The organism is Paenibacillus sp. KACC 21273, assembly GCF_028736095.1.
Classification (GTDB): Bacteria; Bacillota; Bacilli; order Paenibacillales; family Paenibacillaceae; genus Saccharibacillus; species Saccharibacillus kyungheensis.
The window spans coordinates 2233598-2259585 of sequence record NZ_CP117876.1 but is presented as its reverse complement, the minus strand read 5'-3'; the positions used below and the strand labels follow the sequence as shown (position 1 = coordinate 2259585).

23 protein-coding genes are annotated in these 25988 nt (G+C 38.1%); 3 read left to right on the top strand and 20 right to left on the bottom strand.

The annotated features are described in order from the left end of the window. Positions 1–22: 22 nt before the first annotated feature. The 6 genes from PQ460_RS10235 to metH all read right to left on the bottom strand — a co-directional run bounded on the left by PQ460_RS10235 (position 23) and on the right by metH (position 6963). Positions 23–346, bottom strand: a complete 324-nt coding sequence (locus tag PQ460_RS10235; RefSeq protein ID WP_273612651.1) for a thioredoxin family protein — start codon at positions 344–346, stop codon at positions 23–25. Positions 347–351: 5 nt separating this feature from the next. After that, the gene (locus PQ460_RS10230) at positions 352–702 is read right to left on the bottom strand and encodes a cyclic-phosphate processing receiver domain-containing protein (RefSeq protein ID WP_274172568.1); all 351 of its coding nucleotides are present in this window, start codon (positions 700–702) and stop codon (positions 352–354) included. 33 nt (positions 703–735) lie between these two features. Then, a complete protein-coding gene (locus tag PQ460_RS10225) occupies positions 736–1560 on the bottom strand; it encodes an Fpg/Nei family DNA glycosylase (protein WP_273612653.1) in 825 nt (274 codons plus the stop codon). 26 nt (positions 1561–1586) lie between these two features. Next, positions 1587–2393 (bottom strand): TIGR01457 family HAD-type hydrolase, encoded by an 807-nt coding sequence (locus tag PQ460_RS10220; RefSeq protein WP_274172567.1) that lies wholly within the window; start codon positions 2391–2393, stop codon positions 1587–1589. 93 nt (positions 2394–2486) lie between these two features. Further along, positions 2487–3419: a ribonuclease Z gene (gene rnz, locus PQ460_RS10215; protein ID WP_274172566.1), complete on the bottom strand. Its 933-nt coding sequence runs from the start codon at positions 3417–3419 to the stop codon at positions 2487–2489. Between the two features lie 103 nt (positions 3420–3522). After that, complete coding sequence (gene metH, locus PQ460_RS10210; protein ID WP_274172565.1) at positions 3523–6963, bottom strand: methionine synthase; 3441 nt, start codon at positions 6961–6963, stop codon at positions 3523–3525. 218 nt (positions 6964–7181) lie between these two features. On the opposite strand from metH, the gene PQ460_RS10205 reads away from it, so the two are divergent. Beyond that, positions 7182–7721, top strand: coding sequence for a cupin domain-containing protein (locus tag PQ460_RS10205; protein ID WP_273612657.1), 540 nt, complete (start codon positions 7182–7184; stop codon positions 7719–7721). 100 nt (positions 7722–7821) lie between these two features. Here the strand turns inward: PQ460_RS10205 and PQ460_RS10200 are convergent, their stop codons facing one another. The 4 genes from PQ460_RS10200 to yneA form a co-directional block, all read right to left on the bottom strand. Continuing rightward, a complete protein-coding gene (locus tag PQ460_RS10200) occupies positions 7822–8619 on the bottom strand; it encodes an HAD family hydrolase (RefSeq protein WP_274172564.1) in 798 nt (265 codons plus the stop codon). Between the two features lie 92 nt (positions 8620–8711). Next, complete coding sequence (locus PQ460_RS10195; protein WP_273612659.1) at positions 8712–9233, bottom strand: methyltransferase; 522 nt, start codon at positions 9231–9233, stop codon at positions 8712–8714. Positions 9234–9425: 192 nt separating this feature from the next. Continuing rightward, a complete protein-coding gene (locus tag PQ460_RS10190; protein WP_273612660.1) occupies positions 9426–9626 on the bottom strand; it encodes a DUF896 domain-containing protein in 201 nt (66 codons plus the stop codon). A gap of 168 nt (positions 9627–9794) precedes the next feature. Continuing rightward, entirely contained in the window at positions 9795–10355 is a 561-nt protein-coding gene (gene yneA / locus PQ460_RS10185; RefSeq protein WP_273612661.1) for a cell division suppressor protein YneA, read from the bottom strand. A 267-nt stretch (positions 10356–10622) separates the two neighbouring features. Here yneA and lexA point away from each other — a divergent pair, with 267 nt between their 5' ends. Next, entirely contained in the window at positions 10623–11249 is a 627-nt protein-coding gene (gene lexA, locus PQ460_RS10180; protein ID WP_069325997.1) for a transcriptional repressor LexA, read from the top strand. Between the two features lie 123 nt (positions 11250–11372). On the opposite strand, the gene PQ460_RS10175 is transcribed toward lexA, so the two are convergent. The 4 genes from PQ460_RS10175 to PQ460_RS10160 form a co-directional block, all read right to left on the bottom strand. Continuing rightward, complete coding sequence (locus PQ460_RS10175) at positions 11373–11843, bottom strand: hypothetical protein (protein ID WP_274172563.1); 471 nt, start codon at positions 11841–11843, stop codon at positions 11373–11375. A gap of 271 nt (positions 11844–12114) precedes the next feature. Beyond that, positions 12115–12351 carry a hypothetical protein gene (locus tag PQ460_RS10170; protein WP_273612663.1) on the bottom strand — a complete coding sequence of 79 codons (237 nt, stop codon included), beginning with the start codon at positions 12349–12351 and terminating at the stop codon, positions 12115–12117. Between the two features lie 25 nt (positions 12352–12376). After that, positions 12377–14353 carry a glycoside hydrolase family 127 protein gene (locus tag PQ460_RS10165; protein ID WP_274172562.1) on the bottom strand — a complete coding sequence of 659 codons (1977 nt, stop codon included), beginning with the start codon at positions 14351–14353 and terminating at the stop codon, positions 12377–12379. A 54-nt stretch (positions 14354–14407) separates the two neighbouring features. Further along, positions 14408–15805: a glycoside-pentoside-hexuronide (GPH):cation symporter gene (locus tag PQ460_RS10160; RefSeq protein ID WP_274172561.1), complete on the bottom strand. Its 1398-nt coding sequence runs from the start codon at positions 15803–15805 to the stop codon at positions 14408–14410. 260 nt (positions 15806–16065) lie between these two features. On the opposite strand from PQ460_RS10160, the gene PQ460_RS10155 reads away from it, so the two are divergent. After that, positions 16066–17019: an AraC family transcriptional regulator gene (locus PQ460_RS10155; RefSeq protein ID WP_273612666.1), complete on the top strand. Its 954-nt coding sequence runs from the start codon at positions 16066–16068 to the stop codon at positions 17017–17019. A gap of 97 nt (positions 17020–17116) precedes the next feature. Here PQ460_RS10155 and PQ460_RS10150 read toward each other — a convergent pair whose 3' ends face one another. The 6 genes from PQ460_RS10150 to hflX form a co-directional block, all read right to left on the bottom strand. Next, positions 17117–19228: a CBM35 domain-containing protein gene (locus tag PQ460_RS10150; protein WP_274172560.1), complete on the bottom strand. Its 2112-nt coding sequence runs from the start codon at positions 19226–19228 to the stop codon at positions 17117–17119. Positions 19229–19494: 266 nt separating this feature from the next. Further along, entirely contained in the window at positions 19495–20958 is a 1464-nt protein-coding gene (locus tag PQ460_RS10145; RefSeq protein WP_274172559.1) for an NUDIX domain-containing protein, read from the bottom strand. A gap of 239 nt (positions 20959–21197) precedes the next feature. Further along, positions 21198–22535, bottom strand: coding sequence for a type I glutamate--ammonia ligase (glnA, locus tag PQ460_RS10140; RefSeq protein WP_273612669.1), 1338 nt, complete (start codon positions 22533–22535; stop codon positions 21198–21200). Between the two features lie 24 nt (positions 22536–22559). Further along, on the bottom strand, positions 22560–22973 hold the full coding sequence (locus PQ460_RS10135; protein ID WP_017812459.1) for a MerR family transcriptional regulator: 414 nt from the start codon (positions 22971–22973) through the stop codon (positions 22560–22562). A gap of 209 nt (positions 22974–23182) precedes the next feature. Next, positions 23183–24436 carry a methionine gamma-lyase family protein gene (locus PQ460_RS10130; RefSeq protein ID WP_274172558.1) on the bottom strand — a complete coding sequence of 418 codons (1254 nt, stop codon included), beginning with the start codon at positions 24434–24436 and terminating at the stop codon, positions 23183–23185. Positions 24437–24647: 211 nt separating this feature from the next. Continuing rightward, entirely contained in the window at positions 24648–25934 is a 1287-nt protein-coding gene (gene hflX, locus PQ460_RS10125; RefSeq protein ID WP_274172557.1) for a GTPase HflX, read from the bottom strand. Between the last annotated feature and the right edge of the window lie 54 nt (positions 25935–25988).

The window sequence follows — 25988 nt, the reverse complement described above, 5'->3', positions numbered from 1 at the left end:
TTAATGTTCAGCCTCCAATAATTTATGCAATTGCACTACGGATATGTTCAAGTATACGCGGAACAGATTCCATGCGGTATAAAAAACGTGGAGTTTTTTCTCTCCACGCTTCAAATACGATCAGACACGGTATGCTGCTAATTTCGTAAGCTTGTACAAATGTAGGTGCAAAATTAACATTTAATGCATATACCGTATGTTCTGGTAAAAGTGGCAACGTGATTTCTAGCATCCGTCGTCCCATTTTACAAGTACCACAAAGTGGTGTGTACGCATATATCGCAATTGCTTGTCCTGATGTAGTTGCCATCTCTAGTGCTTGCTGTTCTGTTAGTTCTTCAATCATTGCACTCACCCTTGCCCTTTGGAAGACTGGTTAGCAATATCGTTCAGAACCTCAGCAGGCATAGCACCATCATGCAAAATGACATGTTCAGGTTTTGCTTGATATAACAGTTCATACATTCGTTTGCGACCAGACATGCTTGACGTATGCAGATAAATCTCGTTTGCAAATAGACCTTCATGCACCATTGCTTTGACTACATCGGTGCCATCCATTTGCCCAAAACCAATCTCATGATCAAGCGAAAGAATATTGACTTCACTTTCTCTCAGCATCATCAGACATTCTTCACCATCTCTAGCTAGAGCAAAACCTTTGGGGCAAGGACGATAATCATCCAAATAAAGATTGATCATAAAGATTGCCTCCTCGGTTTATATGAATTGATATTACTTTTCAAATTGTGTAGCTGGACAATAATACGCTTTTTTGCCAGACACTTCGGTTTTGACAATCAAATCTTTCGCAGAACGTACAGAAGGTTCACCTTCACGCTCATATACACGACGCAGCGCATGGAATCCACCTGTTAATGAATCTGTTACTGTTAGCGGTTGTCCTACCAAATGTCCACCGGTCTGAATAGCTTCTTCCAATACATTTTGCATAGCAAAGTACAAGCGGGATAATGCTTCTTCATCCAATTCTTGTACTTTAGCAGAAGGCAATAGACCTGCTGTAAAAGCTATCTCATCTGCATAGTAACTTCCAATCCCTGCAACTAGATTCTGGTTCGTTAGCGCTGTTTTGAGCGAACTACGACGACCTTTGTATAATTTGATAAATAGTTCTTCTGTTAATTTGCGATCTGTAGCTTCCAATCCTAGTTCGTTCAACTTCGCTCCTGCTTCTTTGGCAGTATAGACGTAGAACATTCCTTGACGAGCACCTGTAAAGTAAAGCGAGTTATGATCTTCAAATTGAATTTCAACATCTGCTACACGATCAGCATTTTCTTTGGTTTTGCCATAAAATAAAGAACCACCTGCTGCAATGCTTAACAGCAAACGTTGTCCATTGTTCGTATGCAGATTTAAATATTTACCGCGACGCTCAATAAAAGCAATACGTTCGCCTACGATTTGACGATTTACTTGCTCGGATTCCAAGTTAACAGCTTTGGCACGTTTTACCTCAATTTGAGTAATCGGCACATTTAAAATGTAATTGCTTAATTGCACTTTATAATTTTCTAATTCTGGCAATTCTGGCATAAGAATTCTTCCTCTCTCTATATCAATTAATGGGATGATGAATACAATCCAAGAGCCGAGCTTACTTCGGCAAGATCTTGACATATGATATCTGCTTTGACCCCTGCTTTGGCTTCATGTGTAGACATATTATCTGTTGTTGTAATACCGCTTAATACCAGCACTGTCACACAACCAGCAGCAGCCCCAGCAGCAATATCAGTCAATAGATTATCGCCTACTACAATAGCATCCTTTGCAGGTAACCCTAAGCGTTCTAATGCATATTCCATCAAAATGGCTGATGGTTTGCCGATCACAACAGGTTCTGTCCCTGTTGCAGCAACAATAGAAGCACCAATCGTACCTGCTCCTGGCAACAAACCATCATGTGAAGGAAGCTGAAGGTCGGGATTAGTTAGAACAAATGTAGACCCACCTGCAATCAGGCGCAATGCCTTTGTCAGCTTTTCATATGTAAATTGACGATCGATCCCTTGCAGGACATAATCGGGCTGTTCCTCTGTTAATTGTAACCCGTGTTCTGTTACCGCTTGCTTCAATCCTTCTTCTCCGATGACATATACACTCGACGCAGGCGATTGCTGTGCAATATAATAAGCAGCTGCCATTGCAGAAGTGCATACTTGTTCAGCAGTAGCAGGAATACCTAAATGAGTCAGATGATCTGCCACTCCTTGCGGTGTACGAGAAGAGTTATTTGTAACAAATAAATAAGGAATCTGCTTGGACTGTAATTCTTGAATCCAAGCACTGGCTCCTTCAATAACGGTATCGCCATGATACAATGTACCGTCCAGATCAATCAGTAATCCTTTACGATTTGTTGTCATATAGACACCCTTTCTATCACTCACAATCTTCATTGTAAAAAAAGTTGCGGCATAAGGCAAACGGTATCCTTATATCGCCGCAACCAAAATGCTTTAAACCGACTTCGAAGTGATCGGAAATAACACATGTTCTTCTGCCAATAATGTATTTTCAAATATACTTTTGGCTTCAAGCAACAACGGTTCAAGCTGTTCACGATCTTTATAACGGGAACTAAAATGAGTCAAGATCAATTCATGTACATTCGCGTCTTTAGCCGCATGAGCTGCTTGTAAAGTCGTACTGTGATAATAATTGTGAGCGGTCTCTTCCATATCTTGCAAAAACGTAGCTTCATGCACCAGAACATCAGCATCTTGCGCTAATACACCTACATTTGGACAAGGTCTTGTATCTCCCAAAATCGTAATGATTTTTCCTTTTTTCGGCTTGCCTACCACCTGATGAGAATGTAATGTTTGTCCATCTTCTAATTTGATACTGCCTCCATTTTTTAATTTTCCATATAGAGGGCCTGGCTTAATGCCATGATGTTTCAGTACTTCAAAATTCAATTGTCCGGGACGATCTTTTTCAATAATACGATATCCATAACTATCGATACGGTGTTCTAATAACGCTGATTCTACACGAAACATATCGTCTTCAAAAACGACGCCACCTTCGTGTTCAACGATATTCAGTTCATATTCAATACGTGATTGACTGAGTTCTAGAGAAGTTCGAATATACCGTTCTAATCCGACAGGACCATATACCGTAAGCGGTGTGACTCCTCCTTGATAAGCACGACTCGATAATAGCCCGGGTAGACCAAATAAATGATCTCCATGCAAATGAGTAATAAAAATCTTTTCTAATTTACTTAATTTGAGCAAAGAACGTAACACTTGATGCTGTGTACCTTCTCCACAATCAAATAACCATAATGCGCGGCGTTCTTCATACATTCGTAATCCAATAGAGGTCACATTACGCTGAAGTGTAGGAACGCCTGCATTGGTTCCCAAAAAGTACAATTCCATCTCTCTCTACCTTCTTTCTGTATTCGCCAGGTTCCGTAACAAAAATCCCCCGATTTATCGGAGGATTCTGCAATGATGATACATAATGCAATACAATCTATAGTTATGCTTTATCTACATTAAAATAACGAGCTTGAGGATGACTAAATACCATAGCTGATACTGAAGCTTCCGGTTCCATCATAAATCCTTCGGTTAATTCGACACCGATATCTTCAGGCTTTAACAAAGCAAACAAAGGGCCTTGATCTTCTAAATCAGGGCAAGCCGGATAACCAAATGATACTCGAATCCCTTGATAACGTGCTCCTAAGCGCTGTTTCATCGTCATCGTCGCCGGATCAGAGAATCCCCAACTATCACGCATCATATGGTGAACACGTTCTGCAAGTCCTTCTGCGGTCTCTAATGCGACTGCTTGAAGAACATGGGAGCGCAGATAATCACCTTTGTCTTTCCACTCTGAAGCCAGTGCACTAATTCCCTGACCAGCAGTAACCACCATAAAGCCTACATAATCCATCATACCACTTTCTACAGACTTCAAAAAGTCAGCTAGACAGAGATAAGGCTCTACTTGTTGGCGCGGGAATGTAAATGTATGCAAAATTCGGCTATGATCTGTTGGATCATATACAATCACATCGTTCCCATTCGATTGAGCCGGGAAAAAGCGATACATCCCATGCGCTTGAATAATATGCTCTGTTAATGCTTTTTGCAATATTTCATCTACGACTGATTTGAGCTGTACTGCCTTCGAATCTTGCTTCGCTAACAATTGCTCTACCGATCCTTTGAGTCCTAGATGATGTCCAAGAAGCATCTGCATATTCACATACGGTAAAATATGACTAAGCGGATAATTACGCAATACATGGCGATCCAGATCAGGTGGAAGATAGATCGGCATATTCGGATCAATATCCGATTTAACTGCGCGAGTTAACACAGGTAATGGTGCTACTTCCACCGCTACCGCTGTATCGATCTCATTTTCAGCCGCCACTTCTGCTTCAATAATCGCTCTCTTTTCAGGATTCATAAGACGGTTGGCAATATCCAGACCATCCATAGCGTCTTTGGCGTATAATACTAAACCTTCATATTCCGGTCGTATCCGGTTCTTGGTGAATTTGCGTGTTAACGCTGCTCCACCTACCATAATAGGAATAGCGATTCCTGCACTACGTAAATCTTGCGCAGTTGTAATCATTTGCTGAGCAGATTTAACCAAAAGACCGGATAGACCTATCGCATCTGCTTTTTCATTGCGATACGCTTCGATAATACGTTCAGGTGGGACTTTGATGCCTAGATTGATAATTTTATAACCATTATTAGATAAAATGATTTCGACGAGATTTTTACCGATATCATGTACATCGCCTTTGACAGTTGCCAGTAAAATCTTACCTTTTACAGACGATTCATTTTTCTCCATAAATTGTTCCAGATAAGCAACAGATGCTTTCATAACCTCGGCACTTTGCAATACTTCAGCTACGATTAGCTCATTATTATTGAATAGTCGTCCTACCTCTTCCATCCCTGCCATCAGCGGGCCATTGATGACTTCGAGTGACGAGTATTTTTGCAATGCTTTTTCCAAATCAGGCAGTAAACCTTCTTTGGTTCCTTCTACCACATAAGAAGCAAGCCGTTCTTCTAACGTAAGATTAGAATCTTGCACTTTCTTTTCTACTTTTTTATTACGAAAAGCAGCTACAAATTCAGCTAATGTAGCATCATTGGTATTATAAAGTAATTCCTCTGCTAAATGACGCTCATGTTCAGGAATAGACGCATACCGTTCTAATTTCTCGGTATTGACGATCGCGTAATCCAGACCTGCTTTGGTGCATTCGTACAAAAATACAGAGTTCAATACTTCACGTCCTGCTTCAGGTAAACCAAACGATATATTACTGATCCCCAAAATTGTATGACAACCTGGAACTTGTTCCTTAATTAAGCGAATACCTTCTATCGTTTCTTTGGCAGAACCAATATACTGTTCATCTCCTGTACCGACAGGAAATACAAGCGGATCAAAAATTAAATCTTCTGTTTTGAGTCCGTATTTGTTCACTAACAATTGTTGCGAACGCTTAGCGACTTCTAACTTATCTTGCGCTGTTATCGCCTGTCCTCGTTCATCAATCGTCCCTACAACTACAGCTGCACCGTATTTATGGATAAGCGGGGTCACATCTTCAAACTTTTCTTCCCCATCTTCAAGGTTAATTGAGTTAATAATTGCTTTCCCTTGCGAATAACGAAGAGCGATATCAATAACAGCTACATCTGTCGTATCGATCATTAATGGAGCTTTAACTTTTTTGACGACTAAATCTAAAAATTTCTCCATATCATACGTTTCATCACGATCGGGATCTTGTACACATACATCGATGACTTGTGCACCATTTTTTACTTGAGCACGAGCGATTTCAGATGCTTCTTCATATTTACCTTCTACAATCAATCGCTTAAATTTACGTGAACCGAGAACATTGGTACGTTCTCCTACCATATAAGGACGATTGTCTTGCTCAATATAAACAGGTTCTATCCCTGACAAAGCAGGTGGATGTGTACCGATCATCGCGCGCGGTGGATATTGAGATAATAATTCATCCATAACACGAATATGATCCGGTGTTGTTCCGCAACAGCCTCCTGCTATATTGAGCCAACCTTGCTCAGCAAAAGCTGCCATTTTGCGTCCTAACGATTCTGGAGATTCATGATAATTCCCATTTTCATCAGGCAAGCCTGCATTGGGATAACAACTAACAGCCGCTCCTGCCATTTCAGACAATGAACGAATATGATCACGCATAAATTCTGGTCCGGTCGCGCAATTCAAGCCTACTGAAATCGGGTTCAAATGTTCTAATGAAATATAAAAAGACTCTATATTTTGTCCGGCAAGCGTTGTACCCATCGGCTCAATTGTACCGGATATCATCAAAGGCAGCTCTATTCCTGTCTGCTTAAACGCATTACGGATACCGATACTACCTGCTTTCACGTTCAGTGTATCTTGCGAGGTTTCTAATAGAAGTACATCTGAGCCGCCTTCTATCAAAGCTACTGCCTGTTCCTGATAACTCTCTACCAGTTCATCGAAAGTGACTCCGCCTGTAACAGACAATGTCTTGGTTGTAGGTCCCATAGCACCTACAACATAACGTGGACGTTCAGCTGTACTGTATTTATCAACAGCTGCTCGGGCAAGCTTAACGGCTGCTAGATTTAATTCACGTGCTTGATCTTGAATATCGTATTCAGCCAGTACTACTGAGGTAGCACCAAATGTATTCGTTTCTATCAAATCTGCACCAGCAGCTAAATATTGCTCATGAATTTCTTGAATAACATCTGGACGTGTTAGAACCAGTATTTCATTACAACCGTCTAGATCATCACTGCCAAAATCGTCTGCCGTTAAATCTCTTTGTTGAATCATCGTCCCCATAGCGCCATCCAAAATCAGAATACGCTGTTCAAGTCTTTCTTGTAGGTCAGGCTTATTCATCTATTCGATCCTCCCCGCAAAACGTTAGGCTTTAGTTTAACAGAAACCTTTTAACTAGAAAAGAATCTTATTTGTGATGTATAAGTGTATTATACTTGTAATTATAAAAGTGAAGATTTTTTATTTAAACTATAAGATGAAGTTTGAATGAAAGTATCGACAAAAAACGCTTTTTCTTTTATAATACAACATAAAAACATTGAAAGAAGGGTAATCCGATGGCTGAAATCAGAATTAGAAATACCAATGAACGAATTGCTGGAGATGACAAGGTTCTGGAGTTTTTGAACAAACATGAGGTTGTATATGAAAAATGGGATGCTTCCAAATTGGCTCCTGAATTGCAAGATAACTTCACACTGACAGATGAGCAAAAACAAGCGGTTTTAGATACGTACGAAGCAGAAATCAAAGACCTTTCAGCACGTCGTGGTTACCGCACATGGGACGTGATCACTTTATCTGAATCTACACCTGATCTGGAAGCTAAATTAGCTAAATTTGAAGAAATTCACACCCATACCGAAGATGAGATTCGTGCGATTGTATCAGGTAATGGTATTTTTATTATCAAAAGCCCTGAGCATGGATACTTTGATGTTGAATTAGAACCAGGTGATGTTATCTCTGTACCTGAGAATACACCTCACTTCTTTACACTGGTTGAAAATCGTAAAATTGTAGCTGTTCGTTTGTTTGTAGAAACAGACGGTTGGATCGCTGTTCCTTTCGAAGACAACTCTTTCCAAAAAGCTTAATGATAGAAATAACAAAATCCCTTACCGATCTACTCGGACAAGGGATTTTTTGTTATGTTTTTAGTTATAGGGCTAAGAACTCATTTGGTGAAAATATAGTTTATGATACCAACTGAGCCGTAATCTGATGAATATCGGTTAAACGTGTAATTTCGTAGTCTGGCTTAATCTCACTATCGTTGACTTTACCATTACGGTTCACCCATACCGACTTGATTCCTGCTGCTAATGCACCTTTGATATCTGTAGTCAGTTTATCTCCGATCATCAACGTTTGCTCTGGCTTCACATCCAATAATTCCAGTGCATGTGCAAAAATCTCTGCATTAGGTTTACCTTTACCAAATGCACCGGATACAACGATCTGATCAAAATAAGGAGCTAACTTGGGTACACCGTCTAACTTCTCTTGTTGTAACGCCGGACAACCATTGGTAAGCAACAATAGCTTGACCTTACCTTGTAATTCATCCAAAATCTGAAATGTCTCTTCATAGATATGCGGACGATTACGTCGTTCTTGTACGAATCGATCAGACAGTTGGAGTGCTAAAGCTTCATCTTCGATCCCCATTGCACTTAGACCTTTACGCCATGATTCTTTGCGATATGTCGGTGCAATCTTCTGCAATTGACGGAATTCAGGTTGTTCGCCTGCGGAAAATTGAGCCCACAAGCCTTCAAACGGATTAATTCCAATCCATTGTGTAAAAGGAAAAGTCTCATAGGATTCATACAGTGCTCTCGCTTCTCGGCGTACTGCTTCTTCCAAAGCTATAGGATCAACACCTGTCGCTCGCTCAGCCACAAGACATGTCTCTGCAAAAGCTTCTTCTATACTGCGTTCATCCCATAATAACGTATCATCTAGATCAAACAAAACCGCTTCAATACTCACTGCCTGTACCTCCTCAACGATCATAATGACTTTAATTATGATAATAGATATTTAGATTAGATAGCATATATAACGATCGATCTCCAAAAAGCTTAAGCTTTTTCTTGAATCGAAATTTTGTGTTGTGCAGCAAATGTGCGTAAATGCTCGCTCATTGCATCTGTATCATAACGGTTTAATGTGCGTGAGAATACCCAGCTTCCACCTTTAGAGCTATGTTCAATCACTACATATCCTTTTTGAAGGCGAATACTTTTTACTTGAGAAGAAGAGATCAGACGATCACGATTAAATTTGGTAGTGATCAATGAATCTCTGCCAATTTTCAAGTACGGTTTGCGGAAATAAAGCATTACGCCAAGTAAAATGTACAAAGCTACAGTAACGATAAAGATCACGCTAAAACCATCAGCTGTTGGATACATAATACCCATCACTGCATAAATAATTCCCAATATAATTAGAGCAGCTGGAAAAACAATGTTTCTTCCTTTATACGCTGTATATTCGGAAATACTGGTTTTGCCACCGATAGAAGATTGACCTTGCTTTCTACGTGCAGCATTAACTTGCTTTGAATTGCGTCGAACTTGCCTTTCCCAGGAACGGGACATACTTTGTTTCCCCCTAATAGATAATGTAAGCCTTACAACAAAAGCAGAAGACTTTGTTCTATCTTATCATGCCAGAACAAGCCCTAAATTTCCATAGCAAAATAGGATGCTCTCTGTAATAACAGCTAGAGCACCCTTCAGTTAGTTCACTTCTTTGTATTTATTAAAGCTGTTACATGATTCTAGTGCTGACTATTTTTTGGTATTATCCGCTTGTTCTGTATCTTCTACAAATTCAATTGTATCTAGTTGTTGACGGAAATTACTGCGAATATTATTTAAGTAAATAGCACGTAACTCGTCACGTTCTACAGTTTCTTCGGCTGTAAGACCTGAACTTTTTTTCTTACGAGCTAATTCATTAATACGTGCAATGAGTGTATCGATATCCATAACTAACCTCCATGTAAGTAATCATCTTGTGACCATCACTAACTTTGACATGTAAAAAAAAGCTTGTCAAGATCAACAGATCTTAACAAACTTTCATCCTATTAATGAGTATATATGCTTATCTAGTAATATCGCTTATACAATAAATATATTTAGAGAACATGTAAATCAATCGTAAGGAATTACGAGAACATCGCCTGCTTGAATCTCACTTGTAGTCAATTGATTCTCACTACGAATCTCAGCGATATAGTCACGTGTATCTGTCTGGGCTGATTTGTATTCACTAGCGATACTCCATAAGCTATCCCCTGAATGAACAACAACTTTTTGTGCAGGACCTTCTACTTTGTCTGCTACTACAAAGTTATGAATTACTCCACCGTATAATAATACACCTGCAAACACAAAACATACCATTAAACGTCCGCCGGATTTCCACTTCACTTTTTGGGCTGTGCTTTGAATAAGATGTAGCGTTTTTTGACGTAATGTTTTTTTGCCTTTAGGTTGAGCTGGTTTACGTATCTTTTGCACATTCGGCAAATATGTCCACTCATCCACTACTACATCTTTGTCCGCTCGTGTGGCATGAATAGCTGCTTGCTGTGATTGTTTCTCCGAATAACTTGTTGATGTATGATGTATATCTGATCCAGATGTATCAATCTGTTGTTCACCATCTTCAGATTGATTGTGGATGCTACGATATGTAGTATATTTTAACATTGTCATCACGCTCCAAACATTTGTTCTTGTTTTCTTAAATTCACTATAACACGAACATATGTTTTACTCAATAGTTTTTTACGAACCTTCGTTCGTGTTTTTTATTGCACCTTTTAGACTATAGATTCTGTCTCTTATACGATGAATAGACTACAAAAAGTAATGAATAACAAAATAAATATACAAATTTTAGAACTTATGTTTGTACGAACGGTAGTTCTATGTTATAATTTTGCCAAACGTTACTAGCATTGGGGTTGATAAGGTATGTCAAAAGTTTCAAGTCGCCAACAGGCCATTTTGGAATTTATCCGAAATGAAGTCAAACTTAAAGGTTACCCGCCATCTGTACGTGAAATTGGTGAAGCTGTAGGTCTTGCTTCTAGTTCTACTGTACATGGTCATCTGGATCGTTTGGAGAAAAAAGGACTGATTCGACGCGACCCGACCAAACCTCGTGCCATCGAGTTGTTGGGTCAAGAAGAGTCTGAAAGTAATATTCTTTTCGCTCAAACGGTATCTCGTGTTCCTATTATTGGAAAAGTAACCGCCGGTGTTCCGATTACAGCTACAGAACATATTGAAGATTACTTCCCTCTACCACAGAATTTTACAGGTGAAGGACAAGTATTTATGCTTTCTGTAGTTGGAGACAGTATGATTGAAGCAGGAATCTATAATGGTGACTACGTAATTGTACGTCAACAACAGACCGCTGATAATGGCGATATTGTTGTAGCCATGACAGAAGACGACGAAGCAACTGTCAAAACGTTCTACAAAGAAAAAGATCATATTCGTCTACAACCAGAAAATCCAATGTATCAGCCACTTCGTCTGACACATGTTACGATTTTGGGTAAAGTTGTAGGATTGTTCCGTAACTTGCACTAAATCACTACTGTACGTTACAGTTCATAGAAGATAGAAAAAGACCGCTACTTTCTAGTAGCGGTCTTTTTTCTTATTTATACGAGAATAATTTAATTTAATTTATTTAGATTCAGAACAATTTCATTATTCTACATATCTCCACAATGCAGTTTTAATTACATGTTCGGCTTCTACTTCACTAAAAGCAACTTCAATCTCTTCTTTGCCTTGTAGAACTTTGTACATCCATACAGGATGCTCTGTTGGATTCAAGTACAATAATTCTACCGCAAGTTTAGGTTTTCCAGAATCATGAGAGCATTTGTATTTGAGATCAGCTTCTCCATAATAATGTTCACGTACATTTTTGTTAACTACAGTTATAGTAATGACAACGAGTGCAATTGTAATAACCAGTTGATTTTCATCTTTCTGAATACTGCAATCTTCTTTAAAATGTTTTTTGATCTCTTCTAAAATGGTAGAAAATTTCATCCATAAATTTTCACAATATTCTAAAAAATGCTCATGAATTTTTAAAGAATATGAAAAAGCTTTTGCGTTCTCTGCTTTCTCTTCCTGTGCACGTATTACCGCAGATTCAATCCAACTCATAATTGCTATCTTCTTTAACTGTAATGACTGAACATATTGAGTACCCAAATTGCAACGTCTTTATCTAACCTTCTACTACTTATTAGATGCCTTTTATACAAGCTGAATACGGTACTTTTTGCTGATATACTTTTAGTTTTTTATTTGATTTCTAACTTCACTCCTCTTATTCATTATGTGATTTCTTCATCATGAGCTAATAATAGGAAATTTATACCTTTTAATTCCAAATAATCACTAAATATCTTATATTTTTAATAGTAAGCTACATTTATCCAAATAGCTTTGTATCCATTAGTTTGGCAAGTAATGCTTTGAAATCTTTACTTTCTGCTTTTTCAGCCAATTGGGCTTCAAGTGTATTGAACTTTTCAGCTAGAAAATAAGCATTTAAAAATACACCTAGATGGTCTTTAGCCACTGCTTCGGCATTATCTTTATCTGATGAATAACTTGAAATGACAGTATACGCAAATTTCTCAGGATCTATTCTCATTTTTGATTTCATCAGGCACTCTCCTTTTCAGTGTTGATTATGCTTGGTTATGCCATACACGCATTTCACCGGATTGTCGGTTAGCCCAGCAATAATAAGGAATAAGTCGTAATGTTGTAGGAGCATACGTGGTAGCTGCTTGAGAAGCATATAATACATCTTCCCACTGCGAAGTAATGATTCTTTTACGTGCCTCTACATCGATCGTACCTATGCCTCCTAGCAACTGTGGATCAAATGTATATTGATAGGTCTGATCTTTATTTAACTGAATTAAATGCAAATGCTCTCCATTATCTACTTCTTCAGCGCAATAAATAAATGGACCACGTCCTATAGCCACTTTGCCAATATCTGCTCTGACTAACGGATGTGCTGTATATTGTTTGATCTCCATCGGTAAAATAAACTCGATCTTGTCATTAGACTGCCATACACGATCAATGTGTAGAAATCCGTTAATGTTTTCCGCTTCTATATGCTCCCCATTGACTATCAATGAATAAGCATCTGCCCAATAAGGCAATCGGAGCGCCAATGTAAAAGCAGTTGGTTGTTCTGTCTGTGTTACAATCGAAACATGACCTTCCCACGGTAAATTCGTTGTTTGTTCAAGCTGTACTTTGTGATGATCTATCTCTAATGTTGCTGTGCTTGTAATAAATAGATTCGTATATATCGCTTTTTGCTCTGATTGAACCATATATATATATTTATGAAGTGAAGTTAATAATCTTGCTAGATTCGGTGGACAGCAAGCACAGCCGAACCATTCGGGGCGTGTAAATTTCACATGACTTTTTCCCGGATCTTTACGGCTGTTCTCTGGACGTACTTCTAACGGATTCACATAGAAAAAATGTTTGCCATCCAGTGCCATACCGCCAATAGCTGTATTATATAATGCTCGCTCTAACACATCGGCATATTCAGAACGTGCTTCATTTTTGAGCATATTAAAAGCAAAGAAAATCAATCCGATCGAAGCACATGTCTCACAGTACATCGTATCATTAGGCAAATCGTAATCCAGTGTAAATGCTTCTCCGTCTACTGTTGATCCTATACCGCCGGTGATATACATACGTTTGGTAATCATATTTTTCCAAAGGAGACGACAAGCTTCTAACATTGCGGTATCGCCTGCTAATAAAGCAACATCTGCCATAGCTGCACACATATAGACAAGTCTAACAGCATGCCCTTCTGCGGTCTGTTGTTCCAAAATCGGTTGATGGGCTTGATAATACTCTAGTGGACGATGACTCATGCCTGCTATAACTGGTTTGGTTCCTGTGTCTTCTGTCTGTTGTCTGGCGAAAAAGGTAGTATCGGTTCCTCGCTCATACAGAAAATAACGACTCAGATTCAGATAACGTTGTTCTTTTGTTAATGAATATAATTTGGTCAACGCCAGCTCTATTTCTTCATGACCGTCGTATCCTTGAATCTGATGTTCTCCTTTGCCAAAAGAAGCATCTATACAATCCGCTAATCGGCAAGCAATCTGGAGCGCTTTTTCATTATGAGTGGATTCATAATAAGCAACTGCTGCTTCGATAAAATGACCTGCACAATACAATTCATGACTTTCAGCCAACTTCTTGAATCTGCGCTCTGGTTCTTCAATAGAGAAGTAAGTATTGAGATAACCATCTTCTTCTTGCGCTAAAGAAATAAGATCAATCACCCCGTCAGCCAATTCTTGTAATTCAGTATCCGCATGAATAGATAATGAGTAAGCCACCGCTTCCAGCCATTTGTATACATCACTGTCCTGAAATACCCAACCATAGTGATTACCTTGCTTCAATCCAGCAGCAATCTTGAAGTTTTCGATAGCATGACTTTTTTCAGACGGAATACTGTTATCATTTCTTTCTTTTTCGATCGTAATATCAGCATTATCATTCAATACATTCCATTGATAAGGAATCATTTCTGTACGGACAAGCTCCCGATAATGAGACCAGAATTGATCTGTAATTGTAAGTGATTGTAAATGTAATGACATCGTATGTCTCTCCTCCTATGGTAGATACTCTATGATCGTCTATAAACCGAATATTTATTTCACTTGAGGTTCAGCATGGTGTTCTTTAATTAACAACTGTCTGCGAATATAACCTTCATTTTTTTCAAAACGTCGATAAAATAACATCGGGATAATTCCCAGTGCAAATACGATAGCAGGCAACCAGATAAACACAAATTGAATACCTGATAATGATTGTGTACTTTGCGCAACGTTAGGCACATAACCGAAAGATGACATAAATTGTGTAGGAATAAATCCTCCTAATCCTGAGCCTGCTTTAATACAAAAAGCACTACCGATTGCTGTTAAAATACCACTTCCACGTAGACCTGACTTCCATTCGCCATAATCGACAGTGTCCGATAACATTGCAAAAGGCATAGAGCAAGCAATACCTGATCCAATACAAGCAATAATCCATCCGACAATCAAAAAGCTAATATGATCTCCTGCAAAAAACAGTACGATTTGTCCCAAAACAGCTAATATAAAGCCAAAAATCATCGTCGAATATTTGTTAGAAAATTTCACGATAAACGGAATTAATACCATACCAATCACTTGAATGACTGAAATTCCGTTAATCAATGGCACTAACTCTTTATGACCGATATTGTATTCAAAGTAATAGACTAATGTAGAGGTACGAATCGTTAAAGCGATCCAGAATAGTAAATTAGCGATTACTAAAATAATCCAGGGCCAGTTACCTTTCATCGCTTTAAAGCTTGATTTGAATGGAATAGTTTTGATCTTTTCGGTATTGATTTCTTTGAGATCAGCAAAAGCAATCAAAAACATAATGATAGATACTATCCCGAATACACAAAGTGTCCAAAAAAATCCTTTCTGATCATTACCTGCTCCAAAAAAAGCGACTAATGGCAAAGTAAATGTGACTGCTGCAAAATTACCAACATTTCCACCTACCATCCGAAATGAGTTCAACACTACTCGCTCATCGGTATTTCTACTCAAATTTGGCAAGATCGAAGTGATCGGTGTTGAAATTCCGGTATAAGCTATCCCTGCTAAAATATAGGTAACCGCTGCATAAACGACTTTCCATGTCCCATCCAAGTTTGGAGTGGTAAACGTCAATACTGTAAATACTGCAAAAGGAAAACATAGCCACAAAAAATAAGGACGACTTTGACCATACTTGGATCGGGTACGATCGACAATAATCCCCCATAGTGGTGCATCTACTGCATCCACTAATCGTGTTACCAACAATAAAGTACCTGCTACTCCAACCGATAAGCCAAATACATCGGTATAAAAATAAAGCAAGTAAGCACCAATAATGCTGTACAACAAATTGCCACCTGTATCTGTGAGCGCATAACTAATTCTGCGATGAAAAGGAACTTTATCATTCAGAAGAGTGGTTTGAGGCTCTGGCGAAGATTGAGGTGTAGACTCCATAATGTAACCTCCTGATTCAATCAAATAGTGATGATTTCTTTATCTAATAGTAAGCGCTTACGAAAAGAAGATAAACTTATGATTTCGTAGGAAAGGTTTCTATTTCCGACTCATTGAGATATTTAAAAAATTAATTATTTTCATATAAAATTGTGCTATACTACCTTCAAAGTGCAGGTTATTCGTAATGAATATGACTAAGGTTAACAAATCCGACTTTTCCTATCCAAAACTGACTTTTCGATAAGGAGTGATTACATATGCTGCTCAAACCGATTTCAAAAATAAATATCGAGCGTCCTCTTGCCTATTTTAAATGTGGACAATTTGTAAGTGATGAAGGCTGGCAACACAAAAAAATGAAACTTGAAAAAGATTACGAAATTATTATTGGCTTAAAAGAAATTGTCTATCTTCAAGTTGGAGAAACACAGTATGAAATTAAGCACGGGGACGTGTTATTGATTAAGCCAGATGTCGAATATTTTGGTTATCAAGCTTCCACAGCAGGAGCTAGCTTTTTTTGGTTACATTTCTTTCCTCGAGATATTACCAAGACAGAATCAGGAGATGAATTTATTAATCATTTGTTTGGTACTATGATTACGGAACAGAAAAATGAGATTAATCCTTATGTATGCTTACCTGACTTCTTTTCATTACCTTATCTCGACAAGCCTATTATCCTGATGAAGCAGATTCTGGATACATCTAATACTTCGTATTACAGCACATATGCTGTCGATTATCTGGTGACTGAACTTATGATCGAATTAACAGATAAGTATCTACAACCTCTTATTCATAATGAACTATTGCACAAAGAATACAATCAGAAGTTTATGCAAATTTTAGAATGGATTCGGGTGAATATTTATCATGATCTTACCGTACAGAAAGTAGCAGATACGTTCTGCTTTAATGCCGATCATTTAACCCGCTTATTCAAAAAAAATCTAGGTATGAGCACTATTCGTTATATTAATACACTCAAGCTCAGTCTGGTCAAAGAATTATTATGCACGACTAATTCTTCGATCAAAGAAATTGCTTATGAACTACATTTTCGAGATGAGAAATACATGATGAAGTTATTTAAAAATTACGTTGGCATGACACCTACCCAGTTCCGTGATACGTATACAAATACGTATATCAATACAGTGACTGTAGATCCTGATATTCCTATACCTAAGCATCTTCTTACTGAATAGATAAACAATCACAACAATAAGAATTCACACCAAAAACCTTGCTCTCCTATTCTGTTATCGAATAGGGTGAACAAGGTTTTTGTATGTTGTAATAAAATTATTTCACTTCAATATAATCAAGTTCTGCATAGCTAGTACCTTTTTTAAATACGATTGTATTTTCTCCCTGCTTCAATGTTACAGGAACCGTCATAATTTGGCGTGTACCTACATTTGGTAAATTCGCAATCCAACCTCCTGTTTTTGGATACGTAATAACAGTAGATCCTTGATTGTTTACCGATAGATTGTGAGTCGAGTTTCCTGTTGTTCCATTACCATAACCGATCTCCATATGATACGTTTTACTTGCTGGAGCATAGACTGAGAACGATACAGAACTATCTGGATTATCTATTTTGCCTACAAATTGACGATTAGAAGCAAATGAACTTCTAGATACTGTCGCATCATTAATTTTAGCATCTTCTGCTTCTACTCTTACTTTGAAATCACCTACAGGTTGTAACTGGATATAATCAAGCTCTGCATAACCTGTTTTTCCTTTGCTGAATTTCAAAGTATTACTGCCTGCTTTTAAAGAAACTGAAGTCTGAAGCGTATTGCTATTTCCTTGAGATAACCAACCATCTGTTGTCGGATATTGAATAGTTGTAGACGCTTGATTATTGACACTTAATTCTTGTGTAGATTGAGCGTTTGTACCATTCGCATATCCAATCTTCAGATTATAATTACCAGCTACAGGAGCATTTACTGTAAATTGAACAGAACTATCTTGATTGTCTATCGTACCAACATATTTCCGATTAGAAGCATTCGAGTTGTTAAAAATGTTAGCTGAAACAATAGCTGCATTTTCTGCTTCATAACGACTGATCGATGATTGCTTGCCCGGAGTAATCACCAATCGATAAGCAGAAGATTCTTTTAACTGACTAAGTGGAACAGAAATCTGTCCATTTTCAATTGTAAAATCACCTTCAAATTCATTAGTAGGTTGACTTACTGCGGTATCTACTCCATACCATGGGGTGCTTTCTACTTTGACATGAGCATTACCTGAGAAATACGGTAATGAAGCGAATCCTTTAACCACTATATTTCGATTGCCATTTCCTCCGCCTACGATCACATCTGCTTGTTGTTTGGCATTATTTACACTAGCAATACCATCTAGATCCAAAGCCGTTGGATTAGCAGGTGTAGTCATCGCCATCTGACCGGACATGTCACCATACCATTTGTATAACCACCATGCCCCATTAGCTTCTCCTTTGTCTGTCACAAGGTTGCTTAGACGACCTGGACGGAACCAAAATGCAATATTCGCTGTATCCACATCAGAACGTTCAAATTGAGCGATATACCGCGTCATATTGCCTGGAACTGCTTGTTCCGATACGACTCCATATTCGTTAATACTGATCGGTACATGCTTGATCCCTAGCTCCGTTTCCAAAGCACGATAAGCTTTCATATGATTCGAAATGTACTGCGGTGCAGGGCCATCTAAATATTCACCTTCCGGCGCTCCTAGTTCGTGCCACGATATAATATCGGGTAATACATTATTATCTCTTGCATACGTCAAAAAGTTTCTCAGCCAGCTTTCGTTATAATGAGTAATACTTGGTCCTATGATTTTGGTGTTTTTATCTTTAGCTTTGACTCGCAAATATGTTTTTTTCCAACCTTCGTTAAATGAACCTGCTGCTCCGGTATTCCATGTACCATCGGGTTCATTCCACAATTCATAGCCATATATATTTGTAGCACCTGACTTCAATCTTGCATCTACAATACTATCTACTTTTTGATACCAATCGTCCCAACTTACCCATTGATACGGGAAATTCGGATAAATATCTGGCATCCGTATTGTCACTTGTGCGCCATTCCGTTCAGCGATCGGTGCTACTTTGAGTGCATCGCCAATAGGCGTTGTTTCACCATTAGGCAATTGACCACCATTTGGAGCCATTTGTGTAAACATTTTCGGCTTGGTCGGAGCGATTAGATTGTCTGCGGGTCTACCTTCTTCGGCTAATCCATACAATGAACCAGAAGCTACATGAGTAACCGGTCGATATTGGTTAGCTAGATCTACTGTAAATGTCGCTGGCACTGCTGCTGTAGCGGGTGCAGGTGTAATAGGAAAAACAGTCAGTAAAAGTGCCCCACTTAATAAAACCGCTAACTTTTTCAATTCTCATCACCTTTTCTCATCATATTTTGAAACTAATTCTGCAAAATAGAACGCTTTCAAAATACGGTGGCCACCGTTGGTATCGATTAGATCAAGTTATAACTTACACTATAAGGTTATTGGTTTTCCATTTCTGAGTAAACTCCAAAAAACGTAGGAAGAGTGTAAATTACCGACTTATTGGATAAGATGTGGAGATATGTAGTCTATTAGAAATTATAAAAAAGCGCTTGAATCTATCTTAAGCGCTCTTTTATAACTACACTTTAAAATAAATAATCTAACTGTTTTAAAGAATTTTGGATTTTTATATCTGCTGGTGCAAAGCTGTACTTTGATAAATCTGATAAACTAATCCATTTATATTCGCTGTGATCAATAAGATTAATATTTCCATTAATCCATTTACACCAATAAGCTTTTAGTTTTATAGTTCCTGCTGAATACTTATAAATGCTATCATCATAATGTTGAATAACTTGGATTTTCATATTTAGTTCTTCAAAAATTTCTCTTACTAGACATTCTTCTAAAGTCTCTTTATGCTCCAATTTTCCACCTGGAAACTCCCAAAATCCTTCTTGGCTTCTTCCTGGTCCTCTGCGAGCAATCAAAATTTTACTTTCATGAACAATTAGCGCCGCGGTTACAATTGTAAAAGGAACACCAAAATGAGCTTCTCTATGACAATTCGGACAAATAGCAACCGCATTATCTATTGTATCTTCTCCACCTTCTGCTAATGGAATAAGATGATGCACCTCAAGATATGGTTCATTATTTCTTGCTTTAATAAAAGGAGCCGGTTTAAAGCAAGCCTCACAATTACCATTAGCTCTTTCTAAAACTTCTATAATAACATCAAAATTTCTTTTAAAGGCATTAGTAACCACTTGTATAATTTCTGGTTTTTTGGGAGCATGTAATAATCTTTCTTTACGCTCAGTAACATTTGTATTTAAAGAATACTCTACCCCTTGTTGAGTTTCTCTAATATATTCTATTTCATTTATCGGGTTATCTATTTCTAAAGAATTAATTTTATCTAAAATAAACCACTTAGATCCATCTTCTAAATTACAATCAAAACTATTATATTTATATATGCCATTTAGAGTTAGAATTTTACCGTTTTTTATAAAAACATAAATTGGAATATTATTAGATTTTGAGTTTAGAATAGCAGAATTATATACATATTCATCACTGAATTTTCCATTTTTAGCGTAAAAGTAATATTTTAATTTTTCATTTTCGATTATCCATTCATTTGAATATTTCCCATTAAATAAAGTTGCTTTAATAAAAATGGCTTCTGAATTTCCACTTTTTCCAATCAAATAAATTCCTGATTGATGATTGTACGTTTTTGAGAAAATTGAAATATCCCATGAGGTATAGTTGTTACCAATTACAAAATCACTTAAAACAGTTGTATCTTCCAAATAATTTTCAAAATAAATACAGAATTTAGGATATATACTTTCATATGTTTCAAGTCCTAATTCACTAAATCGCTCATATAAAACTGATTCTTCCGTGCCTAAAGTAGGTATATATTCAAATCTTTTTAAATATTTATATAAATCTCCTATTTTCTTCATGTTTTGAATAGTTGATTTAGAACTTTTTATTTTATCTTTGAATTTTTTATCTAACTCTTCGTGTTCGATAGCAGGGATACTAACCTTCTCTATTACAAAATTAATAGCTTGATTAATTTTCGACATATATAGCACTCCAAAATTATTAAATTTGTCATTTTAATGTATAACGTAGATATAGTTTAATATGTATGTTTGATTTTGTATATGTACTTGAGTAATTCTGAAAAAATCGATTACTCATATAAAAAGGCCTAAATCAAAAAAATTGAACTCAAGATACTTTGAATAAGATTCTATTTTCTAAAAATTATTTTAAAATCAAAAAAGCCCCTAACGCTTTAAGCGCTAAGGGCTTACCTATCTTAATACATCGTCAAGTATTGGTCACGTTCCCATTGGTGCACTTGAGTACGGTACATATCCCACTCAATTTCTTTTAACTCATAGAAATGAGCAAGAGCATGTTCACCAAGTGCAGAGACAACGATCTCGTCACGCAATAATTCGTGCAATGCTTCTTTCAAGTCGCCTGGAAGACTAGGAATACCTTCGTCAATACGCTCGTCTTCAGACATCACATAGATATTACGATCTACTGGTTTTGGCAAGTTCAACTTACGCTCGATACCATCAAGACCTGCTTTCAACATTACCGCTAAAACAAGGTACGGGTTAGCAGTTGGATCTGGATTACGAACTTCGATACGTGTACTCAGACCACGAGAAGCCGGGATACGGATCATCGGGCTACGGTTACTTGCAGACCAAGCTACATAGCAAGGTGCTTCATAACCCGGTACAAGACGTTTGTAAGAGTTCACAGTAGGATTCGTGATAGCAGCCATTGAACGAGCATGCTTCAGAATACCTGCCATATAATAACGTGCTGTTTGGCTTAGACCCAACTCATCACTTTCTTCATAAAAAGCATTTACATCGCCCTGGAACAACGATTGGTGACAGTGCATACCTGATCCATTCATACCAAATAAAGGCTTAGGCATAAATGTAGCATGGAGTCCATGTTGACGAGCGATCGTTTTAACTACTAATTTGAACGTTTGAATTTGATCTGCTGCTTGAAGCGCATTGGTGTATTTGAAATCGATCTCATGTTGCCCTGGAGCCACTTCATGATGAGACGCTTCAACTTCAAAGCCCATTTCTTCAAGTGTAATTACGATCTCACGACGACAGTTTTCACCTAGATCCATAGGAGCTAAGTCAAAATATCCACCCTGATCATTCAATTCGTCTGTAGGGTTACCATTTGCATCAGTACGGAACAAGAAGAATTCAGGCTCTGGTCCTACATTCATTGCTGTAAATCCTAATGCTTCTGCTTCTTTTAGATTGCGCTTCAAAATACCGCGCGGATCTCCTGCGAATGGTGTACCATCTGGCATGTAAACATCACAAATCAGACGTGCTACACGATTCTCTGTTACCCAAGGGAAAATAACCCAAGTGTCTAGATCAGGATACAGATACATATCTGATTCTTCAATACGTACATAACCTTCGATTGAAGAACCATCAAACATCATTTTGTTATCCAATGCTTTTTCCAATTGACTTACTGGAATTTCCACGTTTTTGATTGTGCCCATCAAATCGGTGAATTGCAGGCGGATAAATCGTACATTTTCCTCTTTCGCTATGCGCGAAATGTCTTCTCTTGTATAACTTTTGTAACTCACGCTACCCTCTCCTCTTTACGCTATTTATTTTTTGTTAAAGAATCGGGATAATTCCCCTTGGATAAGCGATACTTGTCCCGGGCGTTTGCCTGTGACAAGCTGCTGCTTAAGCATACGATGAAGTTGGGAATCTGACAATTCCCTACGACGTTCTTCTGTATCTGCTGTGATCACAGTAGCTTCTTCCGATTCTTTCGATACCGGATTCATCACTTGCTTGATACCAGCGATATTCACACCTTTTTCAATCAAAGCTTTAATTTCAAGTAAACGTTCTACATCATTAAAAGAAAATAAACGCTGATTACCTGACGTGCGTGCAGGTACGATCAAATTATGCTGTTCATAATAGCGAATCTGTCTTGCAGACAAATCCGTCAATTTCATAACAATCCCTATAGGGAACAGCGCCATATTTCTCCGAATTTCATCACCCATATATTCATCAACCTTCCACTAATCTATTCACTATTCTGTTACCTATTGTACATATCCTGATATAAAGCGTCAATAACATGTTAACTTAACTTACAATAATTTTATAAAACACTAACATACTCATGATAATAGCACTTTAAATAAGTGATATTTTACAAACTTCTTAAAGAAGTCTTTACTATTTTATATTTGATTGATATTGAAATAGGTTATAGCAAGCCGCGCTCATGCATCGTCTGTAACGCCATTAGTACACCCAGCTTCACATGAGAAAAGGTCAGTCCACCTTGCATGTATCCAATGTAAGGTGCACGAATCGGAGCATCTGCGGATAATTCTAGACTGCCACCTTGAATAAATGTACCTGCCGCCATAATGACTGGATGATCATACCCTGGCATATCCCACGGTTCTGGTACTACATGGCTGTCTACCGCGGCTGCACGCTGAATACCCTGTACAAAAGCAATCAGTTGATGTTCATCTTTGAAAGAAACGGCTTGAATGAGATCGGTACGTTTCTCCTGCCATGCTGGTTTGCTATTGAATCCAGCCAATTCAAACATAGCCGCCGCATAAATACTTCCTTTGACCGCTTGCCCTACAATCGTAGGAGCCATATATAGCCCTTGATATATACTGCGGGTTGTACCTAACATTGCTCCTACTTCGCCACCGATACCCGGTGCTGTTAGACGGTAAGCTGCCAGATCAACGTACTTTTGCTTACCACAGATATAACCACCTGTTTCCGCTAAGCCTCCACCCGGATTTTTAATCAAAGAACCTGCCATCAAGTCGACTCCAACATCGGTAGGTTCACGAGTTTCTGTAAATTCGCCATAACAGTTATCTACAAAAATAACAGCTTGCGGACAGATTTCACGAATCTGAACAACCATTGCTTCTATGTCTTCTATAGTAAAAGAAGCACGCCAATCGTATCCACGCGAACGCTGAATTCCGATCATTTTGGTTTTACTATGAACAAGCGATTTGACGGTCGCCCAATTGACTTGCCCTGCTTCATCCAAAGCTGCTTCTTGATACGTAATACCAAAATCAGCTAAAGATCCTGTTCCATCTCCCGGCTTGCCAATGACTTTATGTAACGTATCATAAGGTCTACCTGTAATGTAAAGTAATTCATCGCCCGGACGCAAAATACCGAACATTGCTGTCGCAATCGTATGCGTTCCAGAAGCAAAATGAGGTCTCACTAGAGCTGCTTCGCTACCAAATACTTCAGCATATACACTTTCTAAAACTTCCCTACCTCTATCATTGTACGCATAGCCAGTCGAACCTGCAAAGTGATAATCACTAACCCGATATTTTTGAAAAGCTTCTATAACTTTCCATTGGTTGGCATCTACAATCTGATCGACTGCTTGTACTGCTTGTCCGATAAGTTGTTGTGCTTGTTCTGACCATTGTTGAATCTGTGTATCAAAAACTGCCATACCTTGTCTCTCCCCATAGTGATAGCCCGCCGTAATAATCTCTGGCAGGCTTCCACAAATTTATATCTAATTGTTGATTAGCGATAGCATTGACTACCGTTAAGGTCCGAAATCCACAATATAAACATTTAAAATGTAAACTTTCGCGCTTCATATTTTACACGTAACGGTAGGATGAAGGGAAGTCTATTATACAATTGTCGTAATTTTGTCACTTTATTTCATATTCTTGTAAGCGATAACCGTACTTTTCATAGTCGACAGCATTAATTTCGACTTTGATTAATGCATCGTTTTCTTCGTACTCTTGTTCAATTACACTACTAAACTGATAGAGTTGCGAAATAAGATCACCACGTTCTGCCGGAATACGATACGTTTTGATGCCTCCAGCTAATTGATCTTGAATAACATTCAAAATGCGTTCCAGATCACTTTCTTTGTAAGCACTAATGCGCATATGTGTCTCATCATCGGGTAACATTTCTAACTGTTCCGGTGTACACATATCCGTTTTGTTATATAGAACAACATGTTGCTTCGTATCCGAACCTAATTCTTGCAGAAGATCATCGACTACTTTCATATGCTCATCTCTCATCTCTGAAGAAGCATCGACAACGTGTAAAATTAAGTCTGCTTCATTTACTTCTTCAAGTGTTGCTCGGAACGCTGCAATTAGATCATGAGGTAGATTCTGAATAAAACCTACCGTATCGGTTAGTACGACTGTTTTACCACCAGGCAGATCCAAATTACGCGATGTTGGATCTAGCGTAGCAAATAACTGATCCTGAATATACACATCTGCATCGGTTAACTGCTTGAGCAATGTCGATTTCCCTGCATTGGTATAACCGACTAAAGCCACTTGTACAGCTCCAGACTTTTTGCGGCGCTCTCTGTACAATGTACGGTGACGTGTCACTTCTTCAAGCTGGCGCTTCAAGTCAGTAATCCGCGTACGAATATGACGGCGATCCGTCTCTAGCTTGCTTTCACCGGGACCTCTTGTACCAATACCCCCACCTAGACGAGATAAGTTGCTTCCTTGTCCAGATAATCGTGGTAATAGATAGCTATGTTGCGCAAGTTCGACCTGAATAATCCCTTCACGCGTTTTAGCACGTTGAGCAAAGATATCCAGAATCAACTGTGTACGGTCAATAATTTTGGCATCTAAAGCAGCTTCTAAGTTACGTACTTGAGCTCCTGATAATTCCTGGTCAAAAATAACACTATTGGCATCTAAAGAATCCATCAAAATGCGAATTTCTTCTACTTTCCCTTTACCGATAAACCATCTAAAATCAGGTTTTTCTTTATTCTGGATTACCTGTTCTAATACTTCTACCCCTGCTGTTTTGGCAAGGCTTACTAATTCTTGCATCGATCCATCTGCATTCACACCTGCGCGCTTGTCATTCTGAGTAACCAGACTAACTAAAATAGCTCTAGGTTGAATCTCTATTTCTACACCATGAGTTTCGTTTTTCATTTGTATATCCCGCTCCTTGTAATCTTACCTACTTCTTATTGATATATTAAGCTT

Bases quoted from the DNA above. Each gene is read 5' to 3' on its own strand.
- rnz (WP_274172566.1), bottom strand. From the start codon at position 3,419: ATGGAATTGTACTTTTTGGGAACCAATGCAGGCGTTCCTACACTTCAG.
- PQ460_RS10225 (WP_273612653.1), bottom strand. From the start codon at position 1,560: ATGCCAGAATTGCCAGAATTAGAAAATTATAAAGTGCAATTAAGCAAT.
- lexA (WP_069325997.1), top strand. From the start codon at position 10,623: ATGTCAAAAGTTTCAAGTCGCCAACAGGCCATTTTGGAATTTATCCGA.
- PQ460_RS10205 (WP_273612657.1), top strand. From the start codon at position 7,182: ATGGCTGAAATCAGAATTAGAAATACCAATGAACGAATTGCTGGAGAT.
- PQ460_RS10220 (WP_274172567.1), bottom strand. From the start codon at position 2,393: ATGACAACAAATCGTAAAGGATTACTGATTGATCTGGACGGTACATTG.
- hflX (WP_274172557.1), bottom strand. From the start codon at position 25,934: ATGAAAAACGAAACTCATGGTGTAGAAATAGAGATTCAACCTAGAGCT.
- PQ460_RS10155 (WP_273612666.1), top strand. From the start codon at position 16,066: ATGCTGCTCAAACCGATTTCAAAAATAAATATCGAGCGTCCTCTTGCC.
- yneA (WP_273612661.1), bottom strand. From the start codon at position 10,355: ATGTTAAAATATACTACATATCGTAGCATCCACAATCAATCTGAAGAT.
- metH (WP_274172565.1), bottom strand. From the start codon at position 6,963: ATGAATAAGCCTGACCTACAAGAAAGACTTGAACAGCGTATTCTGATT.
- PQ460_RS10165 (WP_274172562.1), bottom strand. From the start codon at position 14,353: ATGTCATTACATTTACAATCACTTACAATTACAGATCAATTCTGGTCT.
- PQ460_RS10230 (WP_274172568.1), bottom strand. From the start codon at position 702: ATGATCAATCTTTATTTGGATGATTATCGTCCTTGCCCCAAAGGTTTT.
- PQ460_RS10160 (WP_274172561.1), bottom strand. From the start codon at position 15,805: ATGGAGTCTACACCTCAATCTTCGCCAGAGCCTCAAACCACTCTTCTG.
- PQ460_RS10195 (WP_273612659.1), bottom strand. From the start codon at position 9,233: ATGTCCCGTTCCTGGGAAAGGCAAGTTCGACGCAATTCAAAGCAAGTT.
- PQ460_RS10130 (WP_274172558.1), bottom strand. From the start codon at position 24,436: ATGGCAGTTTTTGATACACAGATTCAACAATGGTCAGAACAAGCACAA.
- PQ460_RS10135 (WP_017812459.1), bottom strand. From the start codon at position 22,973: ATGGGTGATGAAATTCGGAGAAATATGGCGCTGTTCCCTATAGGGATT.
- PQ460_RS10175 (WP_274172563.1), bottom strand. From the start codon at position 11,843: ATGAGTTGGATTGAATCTGCGGTAATACGTGCACAGGAAGAGAAAGCA.
- PQ460_RS10235 (WP_273612651.1), bottom strand. From the start codon at position 346: ATGATTGAAGAACTAACAGAACAGCAAGCACTAGAGATGGCAACTACA.
- PQ460_RS10170 (WP_273612663.1), bottom strand. From the start codon at position 12,351: ATGAAATCAAAAATGAGAATAGATCCTGAGAAATTTGCGTATACTGTC.
- PQ460_RS10190 (WP_273612660.1), bottom strand. From the start codon at position 9,626: ATGGATATCGATACACTCATTGCACGTATTAATGAATTAGCTCGTAAG.
- PQ460_RS10145 (WP_274172559.1), bottom strand. From the start codon at position 20,958: ATGTCGAAAATTAATCAAGCTATTAATTTTGTAATAGAGAAGGTTAGT.